The sequence below is a fragment of the Streptomyces xanthophaeus genome (assembly GCF_030440515.1).
Lineage (GTDB): Bacteria > Actinomycetota > Actinomycetes > Streptomycetales > Streptomycetaceae > Streptomyces > Streptomyces kutzneri.
This window is the reverse complement of sequence record NZ_CP076543.1, coordinates 7,911,891-7,928,840: the sequence shown is the minus strand read 5'-3', so window position 1 is coordinate 7,928,840 and position 16,950 is coordinate 7,911,891. Positions and strand designations below refer to the sequence as shown.

Genomic DNA, 16,950 nt, shown 5'->3' with positions numbered 1-16,950 from the left:
CCCGCATGACCATGGTTCAAGCCACTAGGATCCGGCCGTACCAGGCGCGATCCGGGGGGCCGAGTGGACGCATTGATACCGGGTGACCCCCTGCGGGTCGGGCCCTACCACGTCGTCGCACGGCTCGGCAGCGGCGGCATGGGCCGCGTCTACCTGGCCCGCACGCCCGGCGGACGCAGCGTCGCGGTCAAGGTGGTGCATCCGGAACTGGCCCGGGATCCGGAGTTCCGGCGCCGCTTCGCCCGCGAGGTCGCCGCCGTGCGGGCCGTGGACGGGAGGTACACCGCGCAGGTGCTCGCCGCCGGCGTGGACGACCCGACCCCATGGCTGAGCACGGTCTTCGTCCCCGGGATGTCGCTCGCCGAGGCGGTGGCCGAACACGGGCCGTTCCCCGAGGCCTCGGCGCTCGCCCTGGCGCGCGGGCTGGCGGCGGCACTCGCGGCCGTGCACGCCGCCGGGCTGGTCCACCGTGACCTGAAACCGTCCAACGTGCTGCTGGGCCCCGACGGACCCCGGGTGATCGACTTCGGGATCTCGCGGGCCACCGAGGCGAGCGCGCTGACCCGCACCGGACTGACCGTCGGCTCCCCCGGCTTCATGTCGCCGGAGCAGGCCTGCGGGGGCTCCGTGGGAACGGCTTCCGACGTGTTCTCCTTCGGGGCGGTGCTGGGCTTCACCCTGAGCGGCGAGAGCCCCTTCGGGTCCGGCGCCACCCCTGCGCTGCTCTACCGGGTCGTGCACTCCGAGCCGCGGCTGGACGCCCTCTCGGGGCTCGCGCTGGATCTCGTACGGCGCTGCCTCGCCAAGGACCCCGCCGCGCGGCCCACCCTGGCCGCGCTGTTCACGGAACTCTCGGACGGGGCGGACGACGCCCGCCCGGTCGGTTCCGGCTGGCTGCCGGCCCCCGTCGCGCACAGCCTGCTCGCGCGCGCCTCCTCGGCACTGGAGGCGGACTCCGATCCCTCGCTGACGGCCACCGCGCCCCCGCCGTACGCGCCGACGCGCGTGGACCCGTCCGTAGCGGCGGCCGGTCCGGCCGCCGTCCCGCCCGGGTACGGACCGCGCCCGGCCGAGCCGCGCTTCCGGTTCCGTACGGCACCCTTCCTCGCGGGCGCCGCCGTGGTGGTGGCCGCGGCGATCGGGGCCCTCGCGTACACGGCCGCGCAGAACGGGAAGAACGCGGCCGACCACTACGTCTCCCAGGACGACAGCGGCGGCACCCCCACGGATCCGGCGCCGGAGAGCACCGACCCGCTCGACGGCTGGTCCCTGTCGGACGAGGCGGAGGTCCAGCTGCCCACCGGCCACGGCATCGACGCCGCCGACCTCACGCAGGCGAAGGCGGGGGACGGTTTCGACGTCGACCTGCACCCGAACTGGGACCTCGCCGGGGACGACATCCTGCTGCTCAAGTCCGGTGATGCCGACCTGAACAGCGACTGCCTCGCGGACGGACACAGCTCCGGCTACGGAACCCTGGTGGAGGACGCCGAGTGGGACACCGACGACATGATCTGCGTTCGCGTCTCCTCCGACCTGCTGCTCGTGCTGGAGGTCACCCGCATCGAGGACGGCCAGGACGACTACCTGGAGGCCGTCGCCAAGGTGTGGGAGCGCGATTGATCCGCTGCCGCCCACACCATGATCACTACCGGTAGGGTGATACGGAAAATCCCTTATGCCTGACGGCGGTTCACCGCGCGCCACGCACGCCACGCTCGCCCCACCCACCCCACTCACCGAAGTGACGCACACCTGTGAACGAGACAGACCCGGCCCCCATCGACGACACCCGCTTCGGCGCGATCACCGTCCGCCAGGACGGCCAGGACCGCCTCGAGGTCGACGGCGAGGCGGTCCCCCGCGTGAGCCTGGAGCGCGACCCGGCGAGCGCGGCGGACCCCCAGATAGCCATCGGCACCCGCGACCCGGCGCACCTCACGATGCGGGTCGACGGCGCGGTGGTCGGGCTGCTGCCGGCGAAGGGCCGCCTGAGCAGGCACTCGTACCGGGTGGACCTGACGTACGACGGAGCGGACTACCGCCTGGTCCCGGACTCCGTCGCCACCAGCCGGCTGACCCGCGACGGCGTGCACCTGGGCGACTTCTCCTCGGACGGCGACGAGACGGTCATCGCCGAATGGCGGGAGGACCGCGAGATCCGGCCGGCGGACGCGGCGATCGGGTACGCCCTGGCCTCGGCGTTCGGCACGGGCGCCCAGCCCATGTGGATGATGATCGTCGACGGCGTCACCAGCGCACTCCCCTGAGGCTCGCCGCGCGGGCGGGGTCGTTCAGCGCGGAATCACCCAGCCCGGTACCCAGGTCCCTGCGGTGGCGTGGCCGGCGGCAGTGGCGGCGAGGTGGGCGCGGAGGGTGACCAGGGCCGGGTGGGGGTTGTCGCGGTGCCACAGGAGCGAGTGCGGGTAGACGGGCGTCGGACCGGTCACCGGGATGCGGCGCAGGCCGTGGCCGGCGGGCCAGATCAGGCGGGTGTGCTCGCCCATGAAGGTGGCCAGGGCCGGGCTGTCGGCGATGGTGTCGAGAAGCGCGTCGGAGCCGAAGTTGGGGCCGGTCGCCTCGATCGTGAGCCCGAACTCCGCGACGAGGTCGTCGTAGTAGGCGCCCCACTCGGTACCGGGAACGATGCCGGGCATCCAGATCCGGTGCCCGGCGAGCTGGGCGACGGTCACCGACCGTGCGCCCGCCAGCGCGTGGGCCGGGCCGGTGAGGAGCTGGAGCGGCTCGTCGAGCACCCGGACGGACTCGATGTCCTCGGGAAGGGGCCGGCCGGGCGCTGCGACGGCGCGGAAGGACGCGTCGATCGCACCGGACCGGATCGCGGCCACGGCCGTCTCGATCTCGAGCAGCATCACCACATCGAGGTCGATCTCCGGGTACGCGCGGTGGAAGCCGCGCATCAGGCCGGCCTGCGCGCCGCGCGAAGCGATCACGTCGACGCGTAGCGGACGGCGACCGGGGCGCACGGACGTGACCGCGCGCTCGGCAACGCGCAGCAGCTCCCGCGCATGGGGCAGGAACGCCTGCCCGTCGATGGTGAGCTCGGCGCCACGGGGCGCGCGGGCGAACAGCCTCACGCCGAGGCTGCGCTCCAGGGCGGCGATGCGCTTGGAGACGGCCTGCTGGGTGATCGACAGGTCGGCAGCGGCTTTCCGGAACTGGCCCGCTTCCGTGACGGCGACGAAGGTGCGCACTGCTTCGAGATCCACGTCGATCCACCTTAGTGAACAACGGATGGTTGTGGACAGCTGCCCATGTAGTTGTTTGACCTGTGGTTGTGCCGCTCGGTTAGCTCCCAGGGGTCAACGTCGGTTTGTTCGGGTGGGAGCGCTGAGCATGGTGGGCAGGGGACCGTCGGGCCGGCAGTTCGGCCTGCTGTGGACGGCGTACGCGGTGAGCGCCTACGGGTCCGGGCTGGGGTTCGGTGCACTGCCGCTGATCGCCGTGCTGGCGTTGCACGCCGGTCCCGCCGAGGTGTCCGCGCTGGCCGCGGTGGGGCCCGCGATGGGCGCGCTGATCGCGGTGCCGCTCGCGCCGTGGGTGGAGTTCCGGCGCAAGCGTCCGGTCATGATCGCGATGGACCTGACGCGGTTCGCCGTCCTGGCGACGATCCCCGTCGCCTACTTCTCCGGGTGGCTCGGCTTCGTCCAGCTGCTGGTGGTCTCGGCCGTGGTCGCGGCGGCCAAGATCGCCTTCGGCGCGGCCGGTGGCGCCTGCCTCAAGGCCCTCGTCCGGCCGGACGACCTGCTCGTGGCCAACGCGCGGTTCGAGTCCACGAACTGGAGCTCCATCGCGGTCGGACCGCCGCTGGGCGGGGCCGCGATCGGCCTGTTCGGTCCGGTCACCACCGTGGTGGCCGACGCACTCAGCTACCTGGTCTCCGCGCTGTGCCTCACCGCGATGCGCGGCCGGGAAGAGGCGCCGCGCCCCGCCGCCAGGAACACGGTCCGGGCCGGCGCACTGCTCGACGGCTGGCGTCACATCATGGGCCGTCCCGATCTGCGGGCGCTCTACCTCAACAACATGCTCGTGTCCGGGCTGATCATGGCCACCGAGCCGCTGCTGGCCGTACTCCTGCTGCGCCAACTCGGGTTCCCGCCCTGGCAGTACGCTCTCGCCTTCGCCGCTCCCTGCCTCGGCGGACTCATCGGCTCGCGGCTGGCCCGCCGTGTCGTGGCCCGCCACGGCCGGCACCGGGTGCTGCGGACCGTCGGCACCCTGCGCGCCGTCTGGCTGATCGGTCTGGTCTTCGTCCGGCCCGGCGTCGTCGGCCTCGTCACCGTGATGGCGGTCGAGCTGGCGATCATCGTCAACATGAGCCTGTACACGCCGGTGCTCGCCACGTACCGGCTCGAACACACCCCCAGGCATCTCGTCGCCCGCACCCTGACGGCCTGGTCGATCGGCCAGCAGGTGTCCATCGCCGTCCTCACCGCGCTCGCCGGGCTGCTCGCCGGCGTGACCGGCCCGCGCACCGCTCTCGCGGTCGCGGGACTGCTCATCCTGGCCACACCGCTCCTGCTTCCGACAGCCACGTGTGCGGCAGCGGACCGAACGGCTTAGGCCGTCTCTTTCGGATCTTGCCGGTTAAGCCCGCGTCGTCTGGTGCCGTGCCTCGCAAGGCGGAGGAGCACCCGAGTACTGGACGTACTTGGGTGCTCCGACAACGCGGCGAGGTGCGGTGCCAGGCGGCGCGGGTCAGGCAAGATCCGAAAGAGGCGGCCTAGGTCGAACCGCGTATGGCGGGGGCGGGAGCGGGTTGCGAGACTGCCGGGATGGAAGAGCTTCCTGTGACTCGAGTTGACGCCTACCTGCGGCGGATCGGGGCGGCGCGGCCCGGGTCGGCGAGTGCGGCGGCCCTGCGTGACCTGCACCTGCGGCATCTGCGGACCGTCCCCTTCGAGAGCCTGTCCATCCATCTGGGCGAGGAGATCGTGCTGGAGGGGGAGGCGCTGCTCGGCAAACTGCTGCGGGGCGGCCGCGGCGGGTTCTGTTACGAGCTGAACGGCGCGTTCGCGCTGCTGCTGCACTCCCTGGGCTACGGGGTGCAGCTGCTGCAGGCCCGGGTGCACTCGGCCGACGGCGGGCAGGGCGTTCCCTACGACCACCTGGCGTTGCGCGTGGAGTGCGAGGACGGCCGCCCGTGGCTGGTGGACGTGGGCTTCGGCGACCAGAGCCACTTCCCGCTGGCCTTCGACGAGCGCGGCGAGCAGACCGACCCGGGCGGGGTGTTCCGGATCGTGCCGGCCGGTGGCGCGGAGGGGGACCTCGATGTCCTGCGGGACGGCGTGCCCCGGTACCGGATGGAGAGGCGCCCCCGGGTCCTGTCCGACTTCGTGACCGGCGCCTGGTGGCACAGCACCTCGCCCGTGTCCGGTTTCACCCGCAAGCCGGTGTGCTCGGTGCTGACGGAGTCCGGCCGGACCACGCTCAGCGACCGCGTGCTGACGGTCACGGCCGACGGGGAGCGGACCGAGCGGATCCTGGCCGACGACGCCGAGGTCCTGGCCGCCTACCGCACCCATTTCGGCATCGACCTGCCCCGCGTCCCGGTCCCGCTCCACCCCCGCCCCTGAAGCCGGGCACGGGCGGCGCGCGGCGCGTACGGCGTCAGCTGCGTTCGAAGCCGTGCGAGTGGCCGATGACGGCGAAGCCGCGGCGCTCGTACCAGTGGCGCGGCCAGTCCATGGCATCGGCGGTCAGGAAGCAGAAGTCGCTGCCGTGGGCGGCGGCCAGGCTCAGGGCGCCCGCCAGGACGGCGTCGGCGTAGCCGCGTCCGAGGTGGGCCTCCGAGGTGATCAGGTCCTCGATCTGGGCCGTGCCGGTGCCCCGGTCGACGTAGAGATCGGCCCATGAGGCGACCTCGCCCGCCTCGGTGCGGGCACCGATGAACCGGACGATGTCCGCCCCTCGCCGGCGGGCCTCGCGGCGGTCGACGAGCTGGCGCAGGACCTCGTCGTCGGCGTCCGGGAGGAATCCCCGCCAGCGCCGGGTCAGCGGAGCGCGCAGGGCGTCGAGTTCCACCTCCTGCGCGGGTCCGGCGTCCGGCACCGGGCCCGTGTGCAGCATGACGAGGTAGGTGGAGTGGGTGTATCCGGCCCGTATCAGCGGCCCCGCGCACGCCTTGCCGGTGTCGTCGTCGAGTACGGAGATCAGCCGGTGCGGCAGGTGCCCCATGGCTTCCTCCGCGAGGGCGGGCAGCGCCTCGGGGTCGACGGCCGCGTCGATGACGACCTGGTTGTTCGCATAGGACTGCGCGAACGCGTCGTCGTACACGGCGAACCCGCCGGGAAGGGCCGTGGTGCGCCCGGCCTGGCGGCGGGCGAAGTCCGAAAGGAAGGCGTGGACGCGCTGGAGTGCTGGGCTCGGCATGGGCCGAGCCTATGTAGCCGGGCCCGTGGGCGCCTCCGGATTCTTCCGGCGGGCGGCCGTCACAGGCGGAGGATGACCAGCGCGGTGTCGTCGGTGATGCCGCCCGCGGGGATGAGCTCGGCCAGCAGGACGTCGGCGAGGGCCTCGGGGTCGGCGGTGCGGTGTCGGGCGAGGGCGTCGGCGAGCCTGCCGAGGCCGACGTCGATGTCCTCGCGGCGGCGTTCGATGAGCCCGTCGGTGTAGAGGACGAGGGTGGAGCCTTCGGCGAAGGTGAGCCGGTCCTCGGGGCGGGGGGCGTGTTCGGGCCGGGCGCCGAGCGGGGGGTCGGTGGCCCGGTCGAGGAAGGTGACCGTGCCGTCGGGGTGGCAGAGCAGCGGCGGGGGGTGACCGGCGCTGCTGTAGGTGAGGGTTCGGCTGTCCCAGTCGATGAAGACGGACACGGCGGTGGTGGACTCGGCGCCGTCGATGGAGCGGGCGTACAGGCCGAGGACCTCCAGGGCCTGGGCCGGGCCCTCGGCGACGTGGGAGGCGGCCGACAGGGCGCTGCGCAACTGGCCCATGACGCCGGCCGCCCCGAGTCCGTGGCCGACGACGTCACCGACGGCCACGGCGGTGCGGCCGGGCCGGTCGACGAGGTCGTACCAGTCGCCGCACACGTTGAGGGCCACGGTGGCGGGCCGGTAGCGGACGGCGGCCCGGTGGTGGCCGAGCGGGCGCGGCGCGGGCAGCAGGGTCTCCTGGAGGTGGAGGGCGACCTCGCGCTCGTGGGCGTGGGCCCGGCGCAGGCGCTCGTTGACCTCCTGGAGCTCCCGGCCCCGGGTGTAGATCTCGGCCTCCAGCACCTGCGCGTGGTCGCCGTCGCCGTGCGCGCCGGCCCGGATGAGCTCGGTGACCTCTTCCACGCGGTGCAGGAGCAGCGCGACGGTGCCGTCGGGGGCGAGGACGGGCACGTTGACGGGGCTCCAGTAACGCTCGTGCCAGACCCCGGACCGGTCGGGGTACTCGACGTCGTAGCGCTGGACAGCCATGCTGTCGGGCTCCCCGGTGGCCGCGACCCGTTCCAGGGAGGCGCGCAGGTTGCGCATGCCGTTCGCCGCCGGATCGTTGGGGTTGTCGGGGAAGACGTCGAAGAGGTAGCGGTCGATGATCTGCTCGCGGGTGCGGCCGGACGTCTCCAGGAACGACTCGTTGACGTCCAGGTACACCAGGTCAGGGGTCAGCAGGGCGACCGCGCCCGGAAGGGCGTGGAAGACCGCGTGATAGTCGATCCCTGATCCGTCCACATCCACCTGTTCGCGCGCCACCGCCCGGTCATGAGGTCACTTCCACGATAGGTGCGACCGTGCGGGGCGGGCCCGTCGTCGCCCCGGCATTGAGCCGTTCGGCTCAATGCCGGGGCCGGCGCGGGGCTGCTCAGGGAGCGATCGGCAGCTGTCGCTTGTGCTCGGTGAGGCGGTAGCGGGCGACTATGGCCGCGAAGGCGGGCCCCTCGACGGGCTTGCCCTCCAGGAGGTCGTCGATGTCGTCGTAGGTGACGCCGAGCGCGTCCTCGTCGGGCTTGCCCGGGTCGAGCGTCTCCAGGTCCGCGGTCGGGGTCTTGTGGACCAGCTCGGCGGGCGCGCCCAGCTTCTCCGCGAGGGCGCGTACCCGGCGCTTGGTGAGGCCGGTGAGCGGGACGACGTCGGCTGCGCCGTCGCCGAACTTGGTGAAGAAGCCGGAGACCGCCTCGGCGGCGTGGTCGGTGCCGACGACGAGGCCGTCGTGCGCGCCCGCCACCGTGTACTGGGCGATCATGCGCTGCCGGGCCTTGACGTTGCCGTGCACGAAGTCCTGGTGGCGCGCGTCGCGGAAGACCGTGCCGCCGGCCAGCGCCGCTTCCAGGGCGGCGTCGCTCGCGGGCTTCACGTCCACGGTCAGGACCCGGTCGGCCCGGATGAAGTCCAGCGCCAGCTGCGCGTCCTTCTCGTCGGCCTGGGTTCCGTAGGGCAGCCGCATCGCGAAGAACGTCGCCTCGTGCCCGGCGGCGCGCACGCGTTCGACGGCGAGCTGGCACAGCCGGCCCGCGGTCGTGGAGTCCACGCCGCCGCTGATGCCCAGGACCAGTGCGCGCAGGCCCGTGGAGGTCAGCCGCTCGGCGAGGAAGGCCACTCGGCGCTCGATCTCCTGCCGTACGTCGAAGGACGCGCTCACCTGGAGATCGCGGGCGATCTCCTGCTGCAGGGATATGGACGCCAGGTCGGTCACGGTTGCTCCTCGCTCGGGCCCGTGCGCGGGTCGGCACGCGCCGCCCGGCCGGGGTCACAGTCACGTGTACGGGACGGAAGCACTCTAGAGGAAGGCGGGGAGGCCGTGGCCCGGTGGTGTCGGTGGCCCGTGCGACGATGCGAAGCATGATCGTCTCGCTCGATGCTCTGGTGCCCTCCTCCCGTCCGCACGCCTCGACCACGTACGCCGACTGGGTCGACGCCCACGACCCGGGGGCGGCCGGAGTCGCGCGCGACCTGATCGAGGACATGTACACCGAGCTCGGCCGGTCCCGGGAGAAGCCCGGCCGGCTCGTCGACACGATGACGGCGCGGGCGCGGCGGCTGCCGCCGGCCCACCTGCCGTGGTTCTGGGACACGGTGGGCCATCGCCTGATCGGGTACGGGAGCCGCGCGGGCGGGCGGGCCTACGCGGCGGCGCGGGCGGCCGAGGCCGAGCACGGGCTGCCGGTGGATCCCGGCTACCGCCGGGCCAACGCCCTGCTGTTCGCGGCGGGCGGAGCCATGCCGGCCAAGGAGTTCGGGGCCCATCAGCGCTTCCTCGCCGAGACGCTCGATCCGGCGGCGGCGCACACCGCGCTGGAGGCGTTCCTGACCGCGTGGGCGGGCTCGCGGGCGGACCTGCCGGCGGATCTGGTGCGCCGGGTACGGGCGTCGGCCAGGGCGGCGGGGCACGGGGACGGCGAGGCCGCGCGGATGGTGGGCGCGATCCTGTCGGTCACCCGCGGGAAATCGGTGCCCGAAGCGCTGTTGGCCGCCGCGGAACAGGTCCTGACGGCCCATCCGCCGACGGACGCCGTCATGGCCGGACTGGTCGAGGCCTTTCCGGCCGGGGTGACCGACGGCGGGGCCTGGCTGCGGATGCTGATCGGCTGTGGCGCGACGGAGGCGATGGCGGCCGGGCGGGTGGTGCCGGAGGGCGGGCTGCCGCACTGGGTCGGACAGTTCGTCCGCATGTACCAGTACGCGCTGCAGTCCGGCGGCGGGGTCTCCCGGCAGCCGCTGCCGGCGGAATTCCTCGACCTGGTCGGCCGGTTGGGGCCGCGGCTGCGGGCTGCGGGCACCCCGGTCGCGGTGCACACCACCCGGTACCACTACCAGGGCTTCGACGCAGACGTGCTGGACGCCTGTCTGGCGGCCGGGGCCGCGGTGGTCGACCCCGGCCCGGAGGTCCGGATGCGGTTCTGGGGCGAGCGGTCCCGGCGGGACCTCGTCGCGCTGGCCGCGGACCCGGTGTTCGGCCCCCGGCTGGAGGGGACGGTCCATGCCGGTCTGCTCCCCGACCAGTGGGCCGTGCGCGGGCGCCGCACCGGGTCCGCGGTGACGCTGCTGCCGGGCAACGAGGGCATCGCCCACGAGGTGGCCGGCCGGGTCGGCAAGCTCGTCGGCACGGTCGGGGGCGGCGGCATGGCGGGGGCCGAGGAGGCCCTGGCCGAGCTGGAGACCCTGCTGGACCGGCCGACGGTGACGGCCCTCGGCGGGATCGTCGACGCCCTCGCCGGGGCGGTCGCGGCGGGCACGCTGCGGCGCTCGCTGGCCGTCGGCCTCCCGGAGGAACTGGCCTGGCCGGCCCTCGAATCGGTGTACGCGGGATTCGCGGAGTCCGCCGGGGCCGACGCGCCGGAGGGAGCGGCCGACGGAGCCCTGCCGGGCGTGGCCGGGGTGACCTGCACCTGGCCGGTACTGACGGTCTTCGGGCGCGACCGCGCGGTCGCGCCCGGGACGGGGAGCGGGGCTCCTGCCGGTTCACGGTTCCCGAGGACGCGACCCTGTTCGCCGTGCACTACGTGGGCGGCTCCTTCCTGGTGAGCTGGACCCTCAAGCCGAACCCCTACTCCTGCGACACCGCCGTCTGGGCCGACCGGCCCGGGGAGCCGTTCGAGCCCGCGGAGTCGGGCGGGCTCGTGCCGTTCGGCGGCAGCCTGGACGGGGCGTACGGCTTCCAGTTCGAGTCCGCCGACGGGGGCGGGCGCCACAGCGGCCTGCGCGTGCTGCGGCCGGGCGGCACCGAGGGCATCGACAGCGAGGAACTGCTGCTCGGCGACGGCTCGCGGATCTGGACCAACAGGATCTACGGGAAGCAGCCGTGGGAGGTGGTGGATCCGGCCACCGGAGAGCGGCGGGGGCCCGTGCCGCTGCCGGACTTCCCCGGCCGCGCGCCGAGCGCCGATCCCGCCGCGGAGCCGTCCGAGGTGGGGATGAGCCTGGACTCGGAGGCGCTGCAGCTGGCGCCGCTGCCCGCCGGGCTGTCCGGCTCCCCGCTGGGCAGCCGGGACGGGCTGGTCGGGACCCGGGTGCTGTTCCGTACCCGGCACCGCGACCACGCGCCCGACCACTACCTGGTGGAGAGCGTGGACGGACGGACGGCGCGCTTCGACATCGACCGGCCGGGGCAGGAGCCGTGGGGGCTGTGGGCCGCGCCGGAGGGCGCGGTGGAGGACGTGGTCCTGGCCGAGGCGCAGACCCGTACGGGCGTGCGCGCGTACACCGCCGACGGGGTCCTGCTGTGGGAGCTGGACGGGCACCGCTCGCCCAAGCACCCGCGGGTGCGGCCGGCCCGGCAGGTCACCGTGTCGGCGGGCGTGGCCCTGCCGCCCGCCTTCTGGTACCTGCTGCGCACGCGGGACGCGGCCGGGTCCCGGGCGCTGCGGAGTGTGGACGGGGGCACGGCGCAGACGCTGCTGGCGGCCGCCCTCACCGGCGAGGAGGCGCTGCGCGCCGCCGTGGCCCGGGAGTTGCCGGAGGTCACCGACCCGGTGCTGACCGAGGCGGTCGTGAGGGTGGCCGGGCGGGCGGCCCGGGTGGAGGAGCGACGGCGGGCCCTGCACCGGCGCGTGTCGCTGCTCTCCGAGGCCCCGCCGGCCGTGCTGCGCCGGTCCGCGCGGGACACCGAGCTGCTGCCCGCGCTGTTCGGGCTGGTCTCGGGCGGGGAGGACGACGCGCATCGGCGGACCCGGGGGGTGGCCCTGCCGGCGACGCTGAACGCGCTGGCCGCCGACGGCGCCTGCCTGGCCGGGACGATCGGGGAGGAGGTGCGGCGGCTCTCGCCGCCCGCGCCGCCGCACGACTGGTCGCCGTTGCTGGGCTCGATCGACGCCGTGGCGTGGCGGGCGGCGGTGGCACCGACGCCGGATGCGGACCGGGCCGCCCTGCTCGCGCTGCTCGACACCTGGGCCGACCAGCCGTTCGCCCGTGCGGGCAGCCGGTGGTGGGTGGGCCGGGCATCCGGCTCCGCGGCGCTGGACGGGCTGCGGGCGGGCGGGACCGCCGTGGTGTCCGCCGCGCTGCGGGCCGGCGGTGCGGCGTGCTGGTTCGTGGCGCCCGCCGCCGGGGACCCTGACGGCGACCCGGTACCAGCGGCGCTCGCGCAGGCCCGCCCGGTCCGGGTGCGGCGGGACGACGCCGCCCGGCTCCGGGCCCTGGTGGCGGCGGTCGAGGCGCACGGGCCGGTCCCACTGCCCGAGTCGGCGGCCGCACGCTTCGCGGAACTGACCGGTGTCCGGCGGGCCGTGGCCCGGCTCGTGGTGGCCGGTCTGGTCGGCCGGGCCCACCGGGACGAGGACCGCGCCCTGGTGTGCAAGGCCCCGTACCGGGCGACCGTGATGACGGCCGGGGCGTACGAGGACCTGCGCGCGCGGCTCGGCGGCGCCGGACAGCGGGCCGTCCTGGCCGCGGGCCTGCCCGAGGACCCGGCCGAGCTGTGGCGGCCGGGCGGGGTGGACGCGGCCGTGGAGCGGATGGCCGGCGTGTGGCGGGAGCTGCTCGGGGTGCTGCCCGCCGTGCACGACGAGGCGGCGGACGCCCTGGAGACGGACCTGGGGCTCGGCGAGGTGTGGGCCCGGCGGCTGGCGGGCGGCTGGGAGGCCGCCACGGACACGACCGTGAACGCGGCCGTGGAGGCGGTCGGCTGGGAGCTCGCGGCGACCCGGTACGGCATCGGGGTGGAGGTCCGGGCCGTACCCCCGGCCGGCCCCGGACTGCCGTACCGCACCCCGGTGGGCCTCGACCTCCACGGCATGGCGAGCGCGCTGGTGTGGGCCTGGACGGACCGGCCCGTCGGGGATCCGGCGGTGGCCGGCGCCATGGACGTGTACGAGCGGCTGCGGGCCGAACTGGCCCGTCCGGAGCTGCTGCTGGCGCTGCCCGGCGGCCGGGTCCAGGACACCTCGGCGCGGATCGCGGAGCGGTTCGGGCCCGGGCTGCTGCCGGTGGCGACGGACGACCGCAAGGAAAAGGAGGAGGAGGGCGCGGTCCCGGTGACCGCGTACGACTCCGGCCCTCTGGTGGTGTGCGCGCCCGGCGGCGCCTCGTTCCTGCGGCCCGCGGCGGTCGCCGACCCCGGGGTGTGGCGGCGGGTCCGGGAGGTCACCGACCTCCCGGAGGAGTTGGACCGGGTGGCGCCGCTGGTGGCCGGTGGCGGGCTGGAGCGGATGATGCTGCGGGCCCGCTCCGGGCCGGTGCCGGCCGGTGCGTACGAGGCGGATCCGCGGCAGTCCTGCCCGGAGCTGGTCACGCGGGTGGCGGGTGAGCTCGGCGTCGGCGCGGACGCGGCGGCGCTGTACCTCCAGGTGGCGGCGCTGGCCTCCCCCACGGACCGGAACGTACGGCGGTGGAACGGCTGGACCGCCAAGCGGCACAAGGAGGTCCAGGCGGAACTCCTCGCCACCGGCGCGGTCATGGAGGCCAAGCGGGCGCGGGCGGGCCGGACCGTGTTCCTGCCCGGGGAATGGACCGAGCTGAAGGCCCCGAACCTGCCGCTGGAGACGGTGAAGCTGGAGACCCACCAGGTACGCCCGCTGTGGAGCAACTCGGTCCGCGCCCCCTTCGGCCGGGTGCTGCCGACGGCGCCCCTGCACGAGATGTTCGCGCAGGCCTGGGAGCGGAGGTCCGCCGGTCGCTGAAGGATGTTCGACACCCGGACGCAAATCGCGTGCGTGCGGGCTCCGGCGTTGACAAGCTGCCCCGGTGAATCATGAACAGATCTCCAGGATCGCCCACGCCGACCACCCCATAAAGGCCCCGCTCGACGACGCGTCGGTACACCGGCTGCTCGAACACGGCGCACCGCGCGACGGCGAGCGGGTGCTCGACCTGGGGTGCGGTACCGCGGAATGGCTTCTGCGCGCCCTGGCCACGCACCCCCGTCTGCACGCCGAGGGCGTGGACACCTCCGAGGAGTCCGTGGCGCAGGCCCGCCGGTCGGCGGATCTGCTCGGCCTCGGGGAACGTCTCGTCGTGCACCAGCAGAAGGCCGCGGACTTCGTCGCCGGCCGTCCCTTCGACCTGGTGCTCAGCGTCGGGGCCACCCACGCCTTCGGCGGCCTGCTGCCGACCCTCGCGGCGGCCCGGGAGCACCTGGCTCCCGGCGGGCGCGTGCTGCTCGGTGAGAGCTTCTGGGACCGCCCGCCCTCCCCGGAGGCCGTCGAGATCTTCGGCGAGCTCCACGACCTGGCGACCACCGTGGACCTCGTCGCCGCCGACGGGTGGGCTCCGGTGCACGCGCATGTCAGCACGCGCGCGGAGCTGGACGACTACGAGTGGTCCTGCCTGGGCTCGCTGGCCTCGTGGGCGCTCGACCACCCTGCCGATCCGGACGCCGCCGAGGTGCTGCGGACCGCCCACGCACGGCGTGCGGAATGGCTGCGGGGCTACCGGGACAGCTTCGGCTTCGTCACCCTGGTCCTGCGCCCGGTCCCCTAGGTCGTCTGCCGTCGCAGAACCGTCCTGGTGTGACGGCGAGGGAGTGCGGGCGACGACGGCCGTCCGCACTCCCGCACCGGCGTCCACGCGGGCGGCGCCGGAAGCAGCGCCGCCCGACCGCCTGCGCGACCGCCGTCCCGACCGCCTACGCGAGGCCGTCGGCGACCAGGCCGGCGAGGACCGCCTGTCCCAGGGCCTGCACGGCGGACTGCGGGCGGACCATCACCGTGAACTCCTTGATCCGGCCGGCCTCGTCGAAGTGGAGCAGGTCGATCCCGTGGATCTCCCTGCCGTCCACCGCGGCCCGGAAGAGCAGGACCTCCGCCGGGGCCTCCGCGCCGTCGGCGCTGGTCTCGGCCGCGCCCTCGAAGTCGCCGACGTAGCGGAAGTCCTCGAAGACGCGCATCAGGACCCCGAACAGTCCGAGGACCATGGGCCGGCCCTCGAAGGGCGTGAACTTCACCGGGCTGTAGAGCCGGACGTCCTCGGTGAACAGGTCCTCCAGCCCGGTGAGATCCCGCTTCTCCACGGCGGCGCGGAAGCGTTCGGCAGTCTCCATGACCCCTCCTCATACTCATGAATCTGACTAGTCACTTTCATGAGTATGATGCAGGGGTCGGCGAGGAAGGGGAAGGGGCGACCGCGATGGCTTTGCGACATGCCGTACTGGCAGCACTGCTGGACGGAGAGTTCAGCGGCTACGAATTGGCGAAGTCCTTCGACATCGGCGTGGCGAACTTCTGGCACGCCCTGCCCCAGCAGCTGTACGCCGAGCTGGCCAAACTGGAGAAGGAAGGGCTGGTCGAGGGCCGCGAGGTGGTCCAGGAGACCCGGCCCAACAAGCGCCTGTTCCAGGTCACCGAGGCCGGCCGCACCGAACTGGAGGAGTTCGCCGCGGCCCCGCTGAAGTCCTCCGTCATCCGTGACGACCTCCTCGTCAAGGTCCAGACCGCCGACCGGATCGGCATCGGACCGGTGATCGCGCAGCTCGAAGCGCGCGCGGTGGCCGCCGACGCCAAGATCGAGCTGCTCGGCCGGGTGCTGCGCAAGATGCGCGGCGATCTGGACGAGGAGGAGTTCCTGCTCCACGGTGAGCGGATCGGCGGGTACCTGACCGGTCTGCGCGGCCTCGCCTTCGAGCAGGGACACCGCGACTGGTGCCGCCGGAGCGCGGCGATCCTGAAGGAGAGGCAGACCCGTGCCGAACGGTGAGTACCTGCGCTACGTCGCCCTGGGCGACAGTCAGACCGAAGGCCTCGGCGACGGGGACGACACCGTGGGCCTGCGCGGCTTCGCCGACCGGTTCGCCGAACACCTCACCGCCGTCAACCCGGGCCTCCAGTACGCCAACCTGGCCGTCCGGGGACGTCTCGCCGGGCAGGTCCGGGCCGAGCAGCTGGGCCCCGCCCTGGCCTTGCGCCCCGACCTGGCCACCGTCGTCGCCGGGGTCAACGACATCCTCCGGCCCCGCTTCGACGCCGCGGAGGTCGCCGGGCACCTGGAGGAGATGTTCGCCGCGCTCACGGCCGCCGGGGCCCGGGTGGCCACGGTTACCTTCCCCGACCTCAGCGTGCTCGTGCCCCTCGCCCGGCCCGTCGCGCCGCGCATAGCCGACCTCAACGACCGCATCCGCAGCGCGGCGGCCCGCCACGGGGTCGCCGTCGCCGAGACCGCCCGGCCGGTCGCCGTGACCGACCCGCGGATGTGGACCACGGACCGCCTCCACGCCAGCCCCGTCGGCCACGAACGCATCGCCGCGGCCCTCGCCCACGCCGTCGGCCTGCCCGGCAGCGACGACACCTGGACCCACCCGCTGCCGCCGCGGCCGACCGCCCCGGGCGGCTCGTCCGTGTCGGCCGAACTGCGCTGGGCGGCCGCGTTCCTCGGCCCCTGGCTGGGCCGCCGCCTGCGCGGCCGCTCCTCCGGCGACGGCCGCACGGCGAAGCGCCCCGCACTGCTGCCGCTGGCCGCCAACGACTAGGTTCTGTCCTGGCGATCAGCAGGCAAGCGACCTCGGTGCTGTTCCGGCCCGGTGTCACGGGAGAGGTGGGTGGGGGCACGTGAGCAGTGACCTGCGGCGCGCGGCGGTGACGGCGCTCGTCGAACTCGGGCGGAGCGACCACTGGAGCGACCGGGCGGATGCCGGGGCCGGCCTGGCAGGATTCGCCGAGATGCCGGAGGCACGCGGCCCCCTGCTGGAGCTCGTGCTCGACAGGGGCGACACCTTCGTCACCCGGCGCACCGCACAGTGCCTGCTCCGGCGCAAGGACAGGGCAGGGTTGTCGATCGTCGCGTCCGCGCTGGCGGTGGCCGGCCAGAACCACGGCGACTGGATCCACACCGCGGTCATCGACGTGTTCAGCATCTTCTCCGCGGACCTGGACGAGGCGCTGCGACTCTGCGAGGAGCTGGCGCAGGACGGCGATGCTCGCACCGCCCTGGGGGCCCGTCAGCTGCACGGGGCCCTGGCGGAGATCGATCCCGTCCTTCGCCTCGTACAGCAGCCGCGGCCCGGGCGGGGCGCTGCCGGTGGGGTGCCGTAGGAGCGCAGGCGTGACCTCGGGGACGATGTGCCGGGCCGCCGCCGCACCCC

Annotated in this window: 15 protein-coding genes; 10 read left to right on the top strand and 5 right to left on the bottom strand. The window is 74.2% G+C overall.

The window, feature by feature from the left end; genetic code table 11:
• The first annotated feature begins 63 nt into the window (after window positions 1–63).
• Both KO717_RS35805 and KO717_RS35800 read left to right on the top strand, forming a co-directional pair.
• Window positions 64–1,623 (top strand): serine/threonine protein kinase, encoded by a 1,560-nt coding sequence (locus KO717_RS35805; RefSeq protein WP_301373881.1) that lies wholly within the window; start codon window positions 64–66, stop codon window positions 1,621–1,623.
• 134 nt (window positions 1,624–1,757) lie between these two features.
• Window positions 1,758–2,270 (top strand): hypothetical protein, encoded by a 513-nt coding sequence (locus KO717_RS35800; protein WP_301373879.1) that lies wholly within the window; start codon window positions 1,758–1,760, stop codon window positions 2,268–2,270.
• Between the two features lie 24 nt (window positions 2,271–2,294).
• Here the strand turns inward: KO717_RS35800 and KO717_RS35795 are convergent, their stop codons facing one another.
• On the bottom strand, window positions 2,295–3,230 hold the full coding sequence (locus tag KO717_RS35795) for a LysR family transcriptional regulator (protein WP_301373877.1): 936 nt from the start codon (window positions 3,228–3,230) through the stop codon (window positions 2,295–2,297).
• Window positions 3,231–3,357: 127 nt separating this feature from the next.
• Here KO717_RS35795 and KO717_RS35790 point away from each other — a divergent pair, with 127 nt between their 5' ends.
• Together KO717_RS35790 and KO717_RS35785 are read left to right on the top strand one after the other, a co-directional pair.
• Entirely contained in the window at window positions 3,358–4,584 is a 1,227-nt protein-coding gene (locus KO717_RS35790) for an MFS transporter (protein WP_301373875.1), read from the top strand.
• Between the two features lie 176 nt (window positions 4,585–4,760).
• Window positions 4,761–5,597: an arylamine N-acetyltransferase family protein gene (locus KO717_RS35785; RefSeq protein WP_437184615.1), complete on the top strand. Its 837-nt coding sequence runs from the start codon at window positions 4,761–4,763 to the stop codon at window positions 5,595–5,597.
• A gap of 34 nt (window positions 5,598–5,631) precedes the next feature.
• Here KO717_RS35785 and KO717_RS35780 read toward each other — a convergent pair whose 3' ends face one another.
• From KO717_RS35780 to nadE, 3 genes are all read right to left on the bottom strand, one after another.
• Entirely contained in the window at window positions 5,632–6,393 is a 762-nt protein-coding gene (locus KO717_RS35780; protein WP_301373872.1) for a GNAT family N-acetyltransferase, read from the bottom strand.
• A 59-nt stretch (window positions 6,394–6,452) separates the two neighbouring features.
• Window positions 6,453–7,697 carry a PP2C family protein-serine/threonine phosphatase gene (locus KO717_RS35775; protein ID WP_437184614.1) on the bottom strand — a complete coding sequence of 415 codons (1,245 nt, stop codon included), beginning with the start codon at window positions 7,695–7,697 and terminating at the stop codon, window positions 6,453–6,455.
• A gap of 109 nt (window positions 7,698–7,806) precedes the next feature.
• Window positions 7,807–8,637, bottom strand: a complete 831-nt coding sequence (gene nadE / locus KO717_RS35770; protein WP_301373870.1) for an ammonia-dependent NAD(+) synthetase — start codon at window positions 8,635–8,637, stop codon at window positions 7,807–7,809.
• Window positions 8,638–8,783: 146 nt separating this feature from the next.
• On the opposite strand from nadE, the gene KO717_RS35765 reads away from it, so the two are divergent.
• The 3 genes from KO717_RS35765 to KO717_RS35755 all read left to right on the top strand — a co-directional run bounded on the left by KO717_RS35765 (window position 8,784) and on the right by KO717_RS35755 (window position 14,357).
• A complete protein-coding gene (locus tag KO717_RS35765; protein WP_301373868.1) occupies window positions 8,784–10,466 on the top strand; it encodes a hypothetical protein in 1,683 nt (560 codons plus the stop codon).
• Window positions 10,436–13,558 carry a hypothetical protein gene (locus KO717_RS35760; RefSeq protein ID WP_301373866.1) on the top strand — a complete coding sequence of 1,041 codons (3,123 nt, stop codon included), beginning with the start codon at window positions 10,436–10,438 and terminating at the stop codon, window positions 13,556–13,558. The genes KO717_RS35765 and KO717_RS35760 overlap by 31 nt, the downstream gene beginning before the upstream one ends.
• A gap of 64 nt (window positions 13,559–13,622) precedes the next feature.
• Entirely contained in the window at window positions 13,623–14,357 is a 735-nt protein-coding gene (locus KO717_RS35755) for an SAM-dependent methyltransferase (protein ID WP_301373863.1), read from the top strand.
• 145 nt (window positions 14,358–14,502) lie between these two features.
• Here KO717_RS35755 and KO717_RS35750 read toward each other — a convergent pair whose 3' ends face one another.
• Complete coding sequence (locus KO717_RS35750) at window positions 14,503–14,916, bottom strand: nuclear transport factor 2 family protein (protein ID WP_301373861.1); 414 nt, start codon at window positions 14,914–14,916, stop codon at window positions 14,503–14,505.
• 86 nt (window positions 14,917–15,002) lie between these two features.
• Between KO717_RS35750 and KO717_RS35745 the strand changes: the two genes are divergently transcribed.
• The 3 genes from KO717_RS35745 (at window position 15,003) to KO717_RS35735 (ending at window position 16,900) form a co-directional block, all read left to right on the top strand.
• Complete coding sequence (locus tag KO717_RS35745) at window positions 15,003–15,569, top strand: PadR family transcriptional regulator (protein ID WP_301373859.1); 567 nt, start codon at window positions 15,003–15,005, stop codon at window positions 15,567–15,569.
• Complete coding sequence (locus KO717_RS35740; protein WP_301373857.1) at window positions 15,556–16,338, top strand: SGNH/GDSL hydrolase family protein; 783 nt, start codon at window positions 15,556–15,558, stop codon at window positions 16,336–16,338. The genes KO717_RS35745 and KO717_RS35740 overlap by 14 nt, the downstream gene beginning before the upstream one ends.
• Before the next feature lie 79 nt (window positions 16,339–16,417).
• The gene (locus KO717_RS35735) at window positions 16,418–16,900 is read left to right on the top strand and encodes a hypothetical protein (protein WP_301373855.1); all 483 of its coding nucleotides are present in this window, start codon (window positions 16,418–16,420) and stop codon (window positions 16,898–16,900) included.
• The last annotated feature ends 50 nt before the right edge of the window (window positions 16,901–16,950 follow it).